The 12,748-nt window shown below is 68.7% G+C and carries 16 protein-coding genes; all 16 read right to left on the bottom strand.

Annotated features, from left to right (window positions below; genetic code table 11):
- Positions 1-94 precede the first annotated feature (94 nt).
- On the bottom strand, positions 95-715 hold the full coding sequence (locus ACN269_RS00305; RefSeq protein WP_421470392.1) for a PIG-L deacetylase family protein: 621 nt from the start codon (positions 713-715) through the stop codon (positions 95-97).
- Positions 709-1,581: a 5'-3' exonuclease gene (locus tag ACN269_RS00300; RefSeq protein WP_421470391.1), complete on the bottom strand. Its 873-nt coding sequence runs from the start codon at positions 1,579-1,581 to the stop codon at positions 709-711. The genes ACN269_RS00305 and ACN269_RS00300 overlap by 7 nt, the downstream gene beginning before the upstream one ends.
- Positions 1,581-2,678, bottom strand: coding sequence for a glycosyltransferase family 4 protein (locus tag ACN269_RS00295; protein WP_421470390.1), 1,098 nt, complete (start codon positions 2,676-2,678; stop codon positions 1,581-1,583). The genes ACN269_RS00300 and ACN269_RS00295 overlap by 1 nt, the downstream gene beginning before the upstream one ends.
- On the bottom strand, positions 2,675-3,262 hold the full coding sequence (locus ACN269_RS00290) for a phosphoribosyltransferase (protein WP_421470389.1): 588 nt from the start codon (positions 3,260-3,262) through the stop codon (positions 2,675-2,677). Before ACN269_RS00290 ends, ACN269_RS00295 begins: the two co-directional genes overlap by 4 nt.
- Positions 3,259-4,137, bottom strand: coding sequence for a radical SAM protein (locus ACN269_RS00285; RefSeq protein WP_421476149.1), 879 nt, complete (start codon positions 4,135-4,137; stop codon positions 3,259-3,261). Before ACN269_RS00285 ends, ACN269_RS00290 begins: the two co-directional genes overlap by 4 nt.
- Before the next feature lie 50 nt (positions 4,138-4,187).
- A complete protein-coding gene (locus ACN269_RS00280; RefSeq protein WP_421470388.1) occupies positions 4,188-5,222 on the bottom strand; it encodes a glycosyltransferase family 2 protein in 1,035 nt (344 codons plus the stop codon).
- Positions 5,223-5,224: 2 nt separating this feature from the next.
- Positions 5,225-5,710, bottom strand: coding sequence for a DUF6884 domain-containing protein (locus ACN269_RS00275; protein ID WP_421470387.1), 486 nt, complete (start codon positions 5,708-5,710; stop codon positions 5,225-5,227).
- The gene (locus ACN269_RS00270) at positions 5,707-6,189 is read right to left on the bottom strand and encodes a formylglycine-generating enzyme family protein (RefSeq protein ID WP_421470386.1); all 483 of its coding nucleotides are present in this window, start codon (positions 6,187-6,189) and stop codon (positions 5,707-5,709) included. The genes ACN269_RS00275 and ACN269_RS00270 overlap by 4 nt, the downstream gene beginning before the upstream one ends.
- Positions 6,190-6,304: 115 nt before the next feature.
- Positions 6,305-7,093: an RNA-directed DNA polymerase (Reverse transcriptase) gene (locus tag ACN269_RS00265; protein ID WP_421470385.1), complete on the bottom strand. Its 789-nt coding sequence runs from the start codon at positions 7,091-7,093 to the stop codon at positions 6,305-6,307.
- A gap of 178 nt (positions 7,094-7,271) precedes the next feature.
- Complete coding sequence (locus ACN269_RS00260) at positions 7,272-8,012, bottom strand: 7-carboxy-7-deazaguanine synthase QueE (RefSeq protein WP_421476147.1); 741 nt, start codon at positions 8,010-8,012, stop codon at positions 7,272-7,274.
- An 11-nt stretch (positions 8,013-8,023) separates the two neighbouring features.
- A complete protein-coding gene (locus ACN269_RS00255) occupies positions 8,024-8,404 on the bottom strand; it encodes a 6-pyruvoyl trahydropterin synthase family protein (RefSeq protein ID WP_421470384.1) in 381 nt (126 codons plus the stop codon).
- On the bottom strand, positions 8,405-9,127 hold the full coding sequence (queC, locus tag ACN269_RS00250) for a 7-cyano-7-deazaguanine synthase QueC (protein ID WP_421470383.1): 723 nt from the start codon (positions 9,125-9,127) through the stop codon (positions 8,405-8,407).
- The gene (gene folE / locus ACN269_RS00245) at positions 9,124-9,732 is read right to left on the bottom strand and encodes a GTP cyclohydrolase I (RefSeq protein WP_421470382.1); all 609 of its coding nucleotides are present in this window, start codon (positions 9,730-9,732) and stop codon (positions 9,124-9,126) included. Before folE ends, queC begins: the two co-directional genes overlap by 4 nt.
- 225 nt (positions 9,733-9,957) lie before the next feature.
- Positions 9,958-10,335, bottom strand: a complete 378-nt coding sequence (locus tag ACN269_RS00240; RefSeq protein ID WP_421470381.1) for an NUDIX hydrolase — start codon at positions 10,333-10,335, stop codon at positions 9,958-9,960.
- A gap of 269 nt (positions 10,336-10,604) precedes the next feature.
- A complete protein-coding gene (locus ACN269_RS00235; RefSeq protein WP_421470380.1) occupies positions 10,605-11,321 on the bottom strand; it encodes a creatininase family protein in 717 nt (238 codons plus the stop codon).
- 3 nt (positions 11,322-11,324) lie between these two features.
- Positions 11,325-12,557: a helix-turn-helix domain-containing protein gene (locus ACN269_RS00230; protein ID WP_421470379.1), complete on the bottom strand. Its 1,233-nt coding sequence runs from the start codon at positions 12,555-12,557 to the stop codon at positions 11,325-11,327.
- Positions 12,558-12,748 lie beyond the last annotated feature (191 nt).

The following is a 12,748-nucleotide window of genomic DNA, read 5'->3' as shown; positions in this document are numbered from 1 at the left end:
ACGAACGCTGATGTTACTACGATTTGTCACCGGCAAGGGGCGCGGCCATTGCCTAAAGAGGCTGGTCGTGGGCGTTGAGCGAAGAATCGCGCAGTCAAAGCCCGGTGGCCGCTGGTAAGCGGCCGAGTATTGGCACTGCGCGGAACGCCTCCGCGTACGCTGCGTTGATTCGCCTGCCGTGCAGCTTCCCGAGCGCCTCGGCCATCGGCCCGAAGTGATCGAGGATCGGCTGGGATGTGTGGGACCGAAGGGCGTCGAGCTTGGTGGGCCATTGGTCACCGACGTCGACGATGATCGGCAGGTCGATTGGGCGGCCGTGCTGGTCGAGGTTGTTGTAGCCGTCGCAGTGGTAGACCCGCGTTGGGTGCCCGGTAGTGATGACGACGTCGGGCAGGGCGCTGAGGACCGCCTCGGCGCATCGGCGGTGTTCGGGGTGGATGTCGTTCGTCGGGTGGGTGATCAGTACGTCGGGGCGGACTTCCCTCAGCACGTTGGCGACGGTCGAGACAGAGAGCTGGTCCATGAGGTAGAGATCAGCCCCGAGCAGGCGTGCGCCGACTGTGGCCTCGGCATCGCGGACTGCATCGTGGTGGGGAACGGCGATGACGGCCGTGCCTCCGTGGCGGACCTGGCGGGCGATGGTTCCGCCCGCCCAGAGTTCGGCGTCGTCCGGATGCGCCATGAGGGTGAGCAGGATGCAGTCGGGCGTCACCACAGGCCCAGCCCCTCAACGATTTCGGCCGGTGCGGGCAGGAGTTGACTCCGCTGGCCGGCGGGGATGACGGGAACGTCCAGCTCGTGGTTGAGGCGGATCATGTCCCGCCATTTGCGGGCCAGGCCGAGCTGTTCGCGGACGAGGCGGCCCCGTCCGGTGTCCAGACGGTCGGAGGAAGCCAGGTCGTCGAGGGTGAGGCCGCCTGCGAGGAGGGTGGCGGCGGTCTTGGCGCCGATGCCGGGGATGCCGGGGATGTTGTCGGCGGGGTCGCCGGTGAGCGCGCGAAAGTCTGCCCACTGCGCGGGTGTGACCTGGTGGCGGGCGAAAACGTCGGCGGGACCGATGTGGCGCTTGCCAGGGTGCATCTTGGTGTTGAGGACGTGGACGCGGTCGGTGATGAGCTGGTAGTAGTCGCGGTCGCGGGACATGATCACGACCTTGCGGGGTGGCGCGGTGGTGCGGACGAGTGTGGCGATGACATCGTCGGCTTCGGCGTGGTCGAGTTCGGTCCAGACGATGCCGTGCTGGTCGAGGCCGCGCTTGACGTCCGGGAGGAACTGGATCGGGGCCAGTGCGGCCGGATCGGTGGGCCGTTGGGCCTTGTAGGTGGGATCGACTTCTTTGCGGTCACTGCCGCCGTACTGTCCGTCGAACACGACGATGACCTCGGGTTGGTCGCTGAGGTCTTCGCGGATGGCGACGCGGAGCAGGGCGAAGAACGCGAATACGCCGGTGAGAAGGCGTGTCTTGTCACGGGAGCGGATTTCGGCGGGGAAGCCGAAGGTGGCGCCCCAGAGCAGGTTGTGTCCGTCGACGAGCAGGAGTGGACAGGGTTCGGGTGCGGATGGCAGGACAGAGCCGCCCATCAGCTCACCACCTTCAAGAGTTGGTTAGCGACAAGGGCGGGCCAATAGTCCCGCGAGCGGTAGTACGCGGCCCGTGATGCTGCGGCGTAGTTTATCGGGTCGGCCAGCAGGTGCTGGGCGGCGCGCCACAGGCTGTCGGGACGGGACCGGTGCGACACGATGACCCCACCGTCGCCGATCAGGTGGGGCAGGTTCCCGACGTCGTAGGCAACGACCGGAGTGCTGACGGCCATGGCTTCCAACGCGACGAGGCCGAACGTTTCGGCCCGGGACGGGACGATGACGACGCTGGCGTCGGCGAGCCAGGACGGGACCTCGTGCCAGGCGAGGCCGGGCAGCAGGGTCACGCCGGGTGTCTGTGCGACCAGGGCGCGGCACCTGAGGCGTACCTGTTCCTGGCTGCCAGCGGCCAGCTCGAATGGTGCGTCGGCGAGCGCAACCTCGATGGGCCGGTCGAGGACGCTGATCGGTTCGAGCAGTTCAGCGACGCCCTTCTCCGGTCCGAGCCGGGCAAGGACGCGCACGGGAGCGCGGGCCCGGAGATGCTCGCGGTCACTGCCAGGTCGGGGCTCGGGCACGGTGAGCAGGGTGTTCGGCACCACGCTCCAACTGCTGCTGTCGTAGCCGCGGGCTGCCGCTTCGGTCAGCACTGTGGCTGAGGGCGCGATGACGGCATCAGGGCGACGGGCCAGTGCTGCTTGAAGGTCCACGTCGTGGCCGATGACGTGTGCGGCGAGGACGGTGCGGATGCCGGGGTGGGTCGGCATGATCCGGCCGAGTCCCCACAGGGCGTCGACGTAGACGGCGGCGCGTACCTGACGTCGCCGGAACAGCCGCTCGAGCTCCTCGCCGATGGCGGTGGCGGATTCGTCGATCGCCGTGCGCAGGGTGGCGTCGTCGCAGGGGAACTGTACGTCGAGGCTGCGCAGCCGCTCGATGGGTACGTTGCGGTAGGTCGGTGGCGCCGCCGGGTCGGCGGTCACGATGATGGTTTCAGCGTTGATCTGCTGAAGCCCTGCGGCGTGCGCGATGACCGATCGTTCCATCCCGGCCGGGACATCGGGCCGCCAAGAGGCGAGGACGAACGCGATGGTCATGCGCTCCGCACCTGGCTCGGGATAGGCAGGTCCTCGATCGTTGTTTCGGCGGCGAGTGTTGGTTCCCACGGGAACCAGACCCAGTCGTCGACAGTCCAGATCCACAGGTCGGGGGCGATGGTGCTGCCGGCGTTGCGGCACAACGCCACCGTGCGTAGGGCTACGTCAGGGCCGAGGTACACGGCGAGTTCGGGCAGCAGCGTGGCGAAGGTGGCACCCGTGCCGCAGATGTCATCGACGACCAGGACGGTGCCGCCAAGGCTGCGCCTAGCCGGTCGGGTGGTGAGAGGGCTGAGGTCGTAGGTGACGGTGCCCGTCGCTTCGGTGTAGGTGGCGTCGGTCGGGTTGTGCTTGGCATCGACGTGGAAGCTCGGGACGTGCAGGAGTTCGCTGATGCCCCGTGCTGGGGCGAGGCCGCCGTTGGCGATGCCGATGGTGGCGGTGATGGGCCACTGTCGCTGCCGGACGGCTTCGGCCAGCGCCTCGATCGCCCGGTCGTATGCGTCGAGCTGGATGCGGAGGATCCGTTGGTGGCGGAACGTGCGCGAGCGGGCAGGTGGTTGGTGCGCCGGTGGGGTGTTCACGGGGTGCCTTCCCGAGGTCTGAGGACGAGGTCGGTGGCGCTGCGAAGGGGGTGCAGGCCGCCGATGTTCAGGGCGGTGCTGTCGTTGCGCCAAACTCGGCCATCGGCGCGGACGACGGTGAAGTTGCCGGCGACGTCGCGGGTACGCAGCCGCATGTTGAGCCGCTCGGGGACGTCCAGTGCGGTGAACAGGGCCAGGGCTTCGTCGTCGCTGAGCAGTTCGTCGGGCAGAGCGGCGCCGGCACCGATGGGCAGCATCTGCAGGGCGCTGAACCCGCAGGCCCCGAGTCCGGCCGCGAGGTCCACCATGTCTTGCAGGTAGCCAGCGGTACGGCGCATGAGCACGGTCTGGATCTGTACGGGGATGCGCAGCGCGACCGCGGTCTGGATGCCTTCGATGGCTCTGGCGAAGCTCAGCGATCCCCGGATGGCGTCATGGCGGGCCACGTCGGGGCCGTCGAGGCTGACCCGGATGGCGTCGGTGTGCTCGGCCAGCTCGGCGGCGCGTCGGGCCAGGTGCCAGCCGTTGGTGGTGATGGAGACCGCGCTGCGGCGCCCGCCCCGGACGATGTCCAGCAGCTTCGGCAGATCTCGCAGTAGCAGCGGCTCACCGCCTGAAATGTCGACCCCCAGGACGTTGGCATCGGCGAGGACGTGGGCAACCCGGTGCCGTTCAGCGGTGTCCGCCTCTCGCACCGTGGTGTCGTCGAGGCACTGCGGGCAGTGCAGGTTGCATCGAACGATCGGCGACCAGCAGATGCTGTCCGGGGTAGACCGCCCGAGGTCACCGGGCGCAACGGGTGGCCAGCCGGTCACCGTTGCCTGGGCGAGGGTGACTCGGCCGCTCCCGATGGGGGTGGGAGCGCGGTGTGTCATCCCTGATGCGGGATCGTGGATGAGGTCGCCGTGGGCGGCGAAAGTTCGCATCATCGCAGGGTCTCTGCCTTCCGCAGCAGATTGCCGGCGCGCTCGGCCAGGTCCGCGGCGCGGCCGGTGGGCTTCGGCTGCGCGCAAAGCTGGCGGTAGAGGGCGATTCGGGGTGCGACACCGGCGAGCTTGGCCTTCCAAGCAGCAGCGGGATCGGGTGGATCGATGTGCCAACCTCGGGCTTGCCGCAGCGGGATGACGAAGCAGCCGTGGCCGATGAGGGCCGCACCGAAGTAGGTGTCTTCGGCGCCCCAGCCCTCGGCACCGAACGCGGGGTGAAAGCCGCCGACGTCCAGCACCACCCGGCGGGGCACCGCGACGAGGGCGGTCACAGCCATGCGCGGCAGGTCCCAGTCGTAGTAGGTGCGACCGTTACCGAGGTCGATGAAATCGCGGGTGCCCTGTAGTGGCCTGCCGACGAACGGCGTCGGGTAGACCTGGCCGGTGTACAACATTGGCACATTTGCCGGTGGGGACCATCGCACTCGATGGTCCGCGTCGAGGTCGGGCTCACCGGGCGGCACGACCGGGTAGCCGTTGGCGTCGGGCAGGTAGGGGATGTTGTTCCGGAAGCCGACGAGGACGGTGTGATGCCGGGCGCGGGCGGCGACGTCGGCCAGAACGTGGTCCCGCAGGACCATGTCGGCGTCGAGGAACACGATCGTGTCGCCGGTGGCGAGGTGGACTCCGACGTTGCGGGCCGCTCCCGCGCCCGAGCGGGCGTGAAGGCGGACGGCCCGGTCGACGCGCGGGTGCGCGGCGAGCACCTCGGTGGTGGCATCGGTGGACGCGTCGTCGACCGCGATCACCTCGACGGTCGCCGCAGTGTGCTGCTCAGCGAGCGCGTCGAGAACCGCCGCCAGACTATGGGCGGTGTCGCAGGCGGGAATGACGACGCTGAGCCGGGCGCCGGCTCCGAGCTGCGGCGGAGTCGGGGCATGCCAGTCCAGGCCGGTGCGGCGGGTGAACGTCGCGGTGATGTGGCGGTAATCGTTGGCGGTGACGGCTAGCACCTCGCTGAGGGTGGTGGGCACGCTCACCACCCCCACGCGTCGAGGACCTTGGCTGCCTCGGGCCAACCGGCGTCGTGGTCAGCGATCCAGTGGATACGCGGCCGGTGGGGATCGGCGAGGAGTTCGGCGAGGAGCACCAGGTAGAGCGGTTCGGCTATGACGAGGATGTCGTCGGGGATGTGGTCTGTGAGCAGGTCGGCTTGCAGCTGAGCCCTGACGCGCGGGCGCAGCGCGACGGCGCGGGCCGGGTCGAGGGGCCGGTCGTAGGTGTGCAGGTGGGTGTCGGCGGTGACGAGGCCGTGCTCGGCAGACAGGAATCGGATCCGGCTGCGCTGGTGCGGCAGGTGACCGAGCCGGGCACGCAGGTGCGGCACACAACCACCGTCGTAGAGGTCGAGGGCAGGCAGCGGCGTGGTCGCGGGCGTCTTCTCCGCCGAGCAGCCGACGATGACCAGCTCTGCCCGCTCGGCGTGGGCGGTATGGGCGAGTCGCAGGCGTGGGAGGTTCATGGGGTGCGCACCGGCCTGACGGAGATGCCGGGGCTGCGGCGTTCGACGGGGGCAGCGTTGAGGAAGGTGGTGTGTGCATACAGCGGTGGGGAGGCGTACGAGCCGCCTCGGATGATCTTTCCCAGGCCCATCGCGGTGCTGGCGGTCCATTCCCAGACGTTGCCTGCCAGATCCAGCACGCCCTGCGGCGTGGCGCCTGATGGGTACCGGCCGACCGGCTGGGCGGAACGTGGGGACTGTCCGGCTCCCGTGAGTAGGGCGCGGTCGGGGGTCCACGGTTCGTCGCCCCACGGGTAGAGGCGGCGACTCGGTCCGGCGGCGATCCATTCCCACTCCACCGATGTGGGCAGCCGCCCGCCTGCTTCGGCGGCGAGGCCGACGGCGTCGCCAAAGCTGATACCGGTGATCGGCAGGTCAGTGTCGCCGGCACCGCTTTGGGCGGCGGTCAGTGGCGTCTCCGCGACGAGGAGGTCAGGCACGGGACGGGGTTTGCGGGCGTCGCCGTAGAGGCAGGTACCAGCAGGTACATGTATCCAGCGGACGCTACGGGGGCGTACGAGCGGTCCGGTGTGCGTGATGGTCATCGGTCGGCTCCTATCCGTCGATGAGGAAGAGGTCTTCGGTGTTGGCCTGGTGCGGTGCCCGGACGCGGCTCTTGCGCGGGTGCGGCTCCATCTGCCAGTTGGCGAGGGCGGCGGTGAGGGCGTCGATCGCGGCGACCGCGCGGGCCTCGTCCGTCGCGAAGATCAGGTAGTTGTCCGCGAACCGCACGACCGGCCAGCCGGCCAGCATGGCGTCGACCTGGGACAGGCGCAGGTGAAACAGCACCGGCCACAGGCCGCTGCCCGGGACGAGCGGCGTCGGCAGCGCCTCGACGACGCGGCGGAACAGCCGCAGGAACGAGCCGTCGGCCACGTGGACGGCGAGCCAGTCCACGAACTGGTCGGCGCTGCCGCCCGCCGAGGCACCAGCCACGTCGACATCGGCGACCCACTGCCGGCCCGCCGCAAGGTGTTGCTCGGCCTGGCGCAGGGCGGTGATCCGGTTACGGCGCGGCCGGTACGCCGATACCCAGTCCGCCAGGACGTGGTGCTCGATGACCGGCTCGACTGCGCGACGCATCGCCCGCTGCACGATGCGGTCCTCCACCGTCGGGATCACCGCCGGGAAGACCTTGCCCGTGTAGGAGGTGATCTCCACGTGCCGTAACGGGCCCGGCTCCCACGTCCCTGTCCGCAGCCGGTCGGACAGCTCACCAAGGCGCGGTCGTAGCCCGCTGCGGTAGCCGGCCCAGGTAACGCCGTCAGCACCCGGCGCGCCGGCACGGCGCATGCACAGCCGAGCCGCCGCCACCAGATGCGGCAGGTCCACCAGGTACGGCATGAGGGAGTGCGCCGGGGACTGCACAGGTGGGGCGGGTTGGGCTATCGTGGGCTTCGCTTGGACGGCAGGAACGATCCCGCCACCGACGATCGCAGGGCCGCTCCCCCACACGCGCGGCCCGTCGCGGCGGGAACGACGGCCCCGTCCAAGCCCATCTGACCTGCGTGAGTCCGGTGATTCAGCGGCCACGGGTGTCCTCCCACAGCAACACGTGCAGGCGGCTGCTCAGGTGCCAGCCTCTGGCTAGGACCGCGTCCGCGAGGTCCCGCATTCCGGTCAGGACCGCATCACTGGTGGTGCCTTCGGGCATCACCCAGACCGGGTCCAGCCCGAACTGCTCCTGAAGCCGAGCGATCTCGTCCAACTTCGCTGTGTCGGCGGCCACGAACTTGAACACGGCCCGGCCCGAGCCGGCCAGTGCCAACAGCGCGTCCGGGTTGATCCGCCGCCGACCGTCCCTCGGTCCGGCGAAGCCGGACAACTTCGGAGACACGTTGAACGCGCCCACCGATGCGACAAGTGCCGGCAGGGGAACGACCGTGCCGTTGGTCTCGATCTCTACCCGTCGCCCCGCGTCGGTGACCGCGTCCACCACGGGCAGCAGCCTGTCCTGCTGCAACAGCGGCTCACCGCCGGTGATGACCAGCAGCCGTGTCGGCTGCGTCAACACCCACCGAATGATCTCCTCGGCCGAGCGGGAGGCCGTGTGCGCGCGGAGATCGAACCGGGAGGTATCCCACGTGTATGGGGTGTCGCAGCGTGGGCAGGAGAGGTTGCACCGCGACAGCCGTAGGAACAACGCCTGCTGGCCGGTACTCGGTCCTTCGCCCTGCAGGGTCGGGCCGAATGTCTCCGCGACCAGCAACGGCCGCGCCGGCACCGCAGGCGAGCTGGCTGGAAATGGCGGTACGGCGGGCATGGACGGGGCGGTCATGGCAGGTCTGGCCCGTAATCGGCGAACGTGGACGCCGTTTCCGACACCCGGACCTTCTCCACCCGAACCGGTTCCGGTAGTCGCAGATGGTTGCGGCACCACTGGTAGAAGTAGGCGGCCAGGTGCTCGCTCGTCGGTGGTGCGTCCAGCACGGTGTTGAGGTCGCGGTGGTCGAAGTGGTCGCGGATGTGCGCGCTGAACGGGCCGAGTTCGGCGAAGTCCACGACGAACCCGGGTCGGGTCAGCTCGCCGTCAGAGACGAGGTACACCTCGACGGTGTAGCTGTGGCCATGGACGCGCGCGCACTGGTGGCCCTCGGGCAGGTCGGGCAGCGAGTGCGCGGCCTCGAACCGGAACTGCTTGCCGATGCGGAACACCTAGCTCACCCCCGAGGCGGTGGCGTACTCGGTCGGGTCCGTCACGCCCGCCATCGCGAACGCCTCGCGCCGCTCGACGCACGTGCCGCAGGTCCCGCAATGCCGCTCGCCGCCCTTGTAGCAGGACCAGGTGTCGGCGAACCGCACGCCAATGGTGTCCCCGAGCCGGGCGATGTCGGCCTTCGAGCAGTCGATGAACGGCGCGACGACCCGAAAGCCAGCGGGCAGGAAGCCCTCGTTCGCCAGCCGGACAGCCGACTCGTACGCGGTAAGAAAGGCTGGTCGGCAGTCCGGGTAGATCGGGTGGTCACCGGCGTGGGCACCGAACGCCACCGCGTCCGCACCAGCGGAGACCGCGCGGGCGACGGCAACATCGAGCATGATCGCGTTACGGTTCGGTACGACCGTGGCGCGCATCGAAGCATCGGTGTAGTGCCCGTCCGGCACATCGACCTGGGCATCGGTAAGAGCCGAGCCCGTCAGCACACCGACGATGCCGGTCAGGTCGACCACCACGTGAGGCACGTGCAAGGCCTCGGCGGTCCGTGCCGCATAGTCCAACTCACGGCGGTGCCGCTGCCCGTAGTCGCACGACAGCAGCGTCACCGCCGACCCGGCCCGGTGCAGGGCGTACGCCAACACGGTGCTGTCCATGCCACCGGAGACGATGACAACGACGTGCGCGGGTACCGGAGCGACCACCGGCAGCACGGCAGCTTTCACGGCCGCCACCCCCGTCCCGCCAGGCTGAGGAACTCCGACCGCACCGAGACATCGCGTTCCAGCGCGCCGCGCCACGCCGAGGTCACCGTCGAGGCGCCGCGTGCCTTCGCCCCCCGCAGCGTCATGCACAGGTGCTCCGCCTCGACGATCACCCCCATGCCGCCGTTATCCGGGACAACCTTTTGCAGTCCGTCGGCGATCTGTTGCGTGACGTTCTCCTGGACCTGCAACCCTCGCGTGGCGTGCTCAACCAGCCGCGTCAGCTTCGACAGCCCCAACAACCGCGCACCCGGGAGATATCCCACGGTCGCCGAGCCGACGAACGGCAGCAGGTGATGGGCGCAGATCGCGGCGAACGCCACGTCCCGCACGATCACGAAGCCCTGATGCTTCGCGTCGTTGACGAAGTCCGTCGCCTCGAACGGCGCCGGCGTCAGGACCTCGCCGTACGACAGCACCATCCGTTCCGCGGTGCGCCGAAGGTGCTCGACCTGTGTGTCGACGCCGAGCGCGGCCAGCATCCGCTCAGCGGCGGCCACCGCTGCGGCGACGTCTGCCCCTGCCACCTCAACGGGCGCAGCGGATCGTGTTTCGATCACCGTCATGCCAACTCCTTTGTGAAGGTCCGAGCGCCCAGCGCTACGGAGTCCAGACGGGTTCACATTCGAGGCTTGCTGCGCCGGCTCGAAGCTGACGCTGGCGCTGAATCGAGCAGGGATCACGGCGTCCTGCTCGGAGTTGGCAGGCACTCCGAGCGCCGAGGCAGATCCGTCAGTCGAAGATCCGGCCCAGGAGCGCGCCCTGGCCGGATTGCAGGATGTGCCCCGCCGTCAACGGCACCCCCAGAAGCACTCGAACCGGGTCGGCAGTTGGGTGCCGTCGTGGTCTTCCTGGCTCGACCAGCGCATGGGCGTGGGCTCGAAGAGCTCCAGGAGGAAGATGTGTCGGTGCTGGATCTCGAACCGCAGCGGACTGATGTCGTACTTGGACTCACCCAGCTTGCGGACGACCGTGAGGTCCGTGAGCCCGGTCTCCTCGCGGGCTTCGCGCAGCGCGGCATCCTCCGGAGCCTCACCGGGGCGGATGGTGCCACCCGGCACCTGGATGCCCACCTCTTCGTAGCTGTAATTCGTGTGCCGGAAGACGAGCAGCAGCCCATTCCGCACGATGTAGCAGAGCGCCTTGTGTGTGAGGACCTTTTCGGGCATGACGACCTTTCGCTCGACGTCGAACCTCGATATCGGTCCGCGCCCTACAGCGCTGATGCGGGGCACCACTGCCCTCTCGAACGACGATGGATCTGTCGTCAGCGCCTCCCGTCGACCATTAGACAGCCATCGACGTCACCATTGATGTGACCCGGATGCGGACAACAGCACTTGTCCGCATGACGGTCTCGATCGGAGTGACGATGCCAGCCGTCGTCCGGTCAGTGATCCGGAAACGCAGCGCCCGGACCGCCAGCGTCAATTCCTGGTCATGCCTTGGGCCCCGGCAGGAGGCCGTAGTGATCGGCGAAGGAGCGGACAAGGTCCTCGAGTACGGCTTTGCCCTTGGCGGCGGTGGCGTGAGACGGCAGACCGATGACGCCGCTGGTGGTGTAGCCACCCATGCCCCGCGTGAGGAGGTGACGTCGGTCGTCCGCGACGTGGTCGGCATGCTGGAAGCCATCACGCACGACCTCCGGCGCGACGTGCAGGAGGAGTGAAACCTCAATCTCGCCAGCGTGCATGTCCTGGTGGGCGGTGCTGTGCAGGCCGGCGGCCAGTCGAGCCTCGTCCCAGTCGGCCCGAGCGGGGAACAGAGTCATCCGCGGTCCGGCGACATTGGCTTCCTGAACGACGTTGGCAAGCGCATAGTTCCCGCCGTGTCCGTTGATCACGGCGAGCTGATCGATGCCCGATTCACGCAGGGAGGTGGCGATGTCGACGACTACGTCGGCGAGGGTGGTGGCGCTGATACTGACCGTTCCACGCCACGCCGCGTGCTCGTGGGAGCAGGAGATCGTCACGGGCGGTAGCAGAAAGAGGTCGTAGCGCTCAGCAACCGCCTTCGCAATCGCGCATGCCACGATGGTGTCCGTCAGCAACGGCAGGTGGGCGCCGTGCTGTTCGAAACTCCCGACTGGGAGGACCGCGACGGACGCCGCCCGCTCGGACTCGTCGGTGCTCGTTGCCGTGGTGATCAGGTCCACGGGCTAATGGTTACACGCTTCGAGAGTCGCCTGCCGATAGGCGAGCACGAAGGCCACCGCCTCAGGAACGCCTGGCTGCTGTCGAAGGGCAACCGCCGTGGGGTTCAACCAGCGCAGGGCCCGCCCGGAGGAGGTACCAGCGGCCAAGGTCAGGGCGTTGGTGGCCTCGGTCGCGGCGCGTTCGACGTTGCCACTGTTGACGTAGGCGGTGGACAGGGCCGATCGCCAGAGGGCCTCGTCGACACGCCACTGACTTGGCCAGTCCTGAAGTAGCTGCTCGTAGAGATCCGCTGCCGCCGCCGGCTGGCCGAGGAGTAGACGGCACTGCGCTTCATGGGCAGTCACGTACACCGGGTTGCAGTGGACGCCAACATCGATCGGCAGTTCCGAGTCCCAGTCGGCGCTGCCGGCGACCCTATGCGCCTCGTCGATGCTGGCAACGCAGGAGACCTGGTCGCCGCCCATCGCGAAAGCCTGAGCCTGACGAACCAGCAGCAGAGCGCGAATGCGGCCCGGTAACCGGACCTCGTCCAGAGCCTGCTGCGCCAAGGCAGCGGCCTGACGCGGGTCGAATCGCTCGAGAGCGCGTTGGCTCTGCCTCATCAGGACGTAGCTTGCCAGCGCCGGCGCATTGGCCTCGACGGCGTGCTGCTGGGCGCGTCGCAGCCATGCGTCCGCCTCGGCGGCATCGCTCTGCTCGTCGATCCAACTGAGGAACTCGGCCCACATGGCCTGGGCGATGAGCACGCTTCGACGGTCGGTTGAGCTGCTCCGTCGCCCGATGGTGGCTGCGGCACTGATCTGCGCATGGGCGGTGGACGCCATCCCCGCATATCCGGTGCGGTTTCCGGCTGTGGCGAGACTGGCGAGCTGCTCGTGCCACGAGCGGAGCAGGTCAGTCTCCTCGGAATGATTCATGACGACCCCGAGCTGGCCGTCCGCGCCGCCGGCGAGGCGGTAGCCGACGCCGGTCAATCGACGCTCACGTTCAAGGTCCGACAGGAAGGCGACCAGCTCACCACCCGTCTGTAGCGCGGCCTCGCACGACTCGACCAGGCGGGCGGACGGCCAACGTTCGGCCTTTTCCACCTTGCCGATGAGGTCCCCGCTGACGTGCACCAGCCTGCCTAGAGCGCGCTGGGACAGCCCGCGGCACTCGCGCCACTGTCGCAGCGCGGCGCCATACCCGTGCAGCACTGATCGATGCGGGGTCAGTCGTCGCGGAACCTGCGCCACCGGTACTCCTGGATGCCGTTTGCCCACCGCTGCCGCAGTCGGACGGACCTCACCGTACGTGCTCGAACGCTACGCGGACAGTCGCATGCGGACAACACCGCCTGTCCGCATCACCGCTATCGACTCATCTGGCTCGGTACGCAATTCTCGTCGTTGAAATACCCCCGGCATGCCAGGCAAATCATCAGCAG

The sequence above is a fragment of the Micromonospora sp. WMMD736 genome, assembly GCF_049179015.1.
In the GTDB taxonomy this organism is placed as follows: domain Bacteria; phylum Actinomycetota; class Actinomycetes; order Mycobacteriales; family Micromonosporaceae; genus Micromonospora.
Note: the sequence above shows the minus strand (reverse complement) of the source record. Positions and strands in the feature narration are given on the sequence as shown.

Excerpts from the sequence above, each read along its gene's own strand:
- ACN269_RS00300 (WP_421470391.1), bottom strand. The coding sequence starts at position 1,581 with ATGGGCGGCTCTGTCCTGCCATCCGCACCCGAACCCTGTCCACTCCTG.
- ACN269_RS00295 (WP_421470390.1), bottom strand. The coding sequence starts at position 2,678 with ATGACCATCGCGTTCGTCCTCGCCTCTTGGCGGCCCGATGTCCCGGCC.
- ACN269_RS00285 (WP_421476149.1), bottom strand. The coding sequence starts at position 4,137 with ATGACACACCGCGCTCCCACCCCCATCGGGAGCGGCCGAGTCACCCTC.
- ACN269_RS00275 (WP_421470387.1), bottom strand. The coding sequence starts at position 5,710 with ATGAACCTCCCACGCCTGCGACTCGCCCATACCGCCCACGCCGAGCGG.
- ACN269_RS00265 (WP_421470385.1), bottom strand. The coding sequence starts at position 7,093 with ATGCCGTACCTGGTGGACCTGCCGCATCTGGTGGCGGCGGCTCGGCTG.
- ACN269_RS00260 (WP_421476147.1), bottom strand. The coding sequence starts at position 8,012 with ATGCCCGCCGTACCGCCATTTCCAGCCAGCTCGCCTGCGGTGCCGGCG.
- folE (WP_421470382.1), bottom strand. The coding sequence starts at position 9,732 with ATGACGGTGATCGAAACACGATCCGCTGCGCCCGTTGAGGTGGCAGGG.
- ACN269_RS00240 (WP_421470381.1), bottom strand. The coding sequence starts at position 10,335 with ATGCCCGAAAAGGTCCTCACACACAAGGCGCTCTGCTACATCGTGCGG.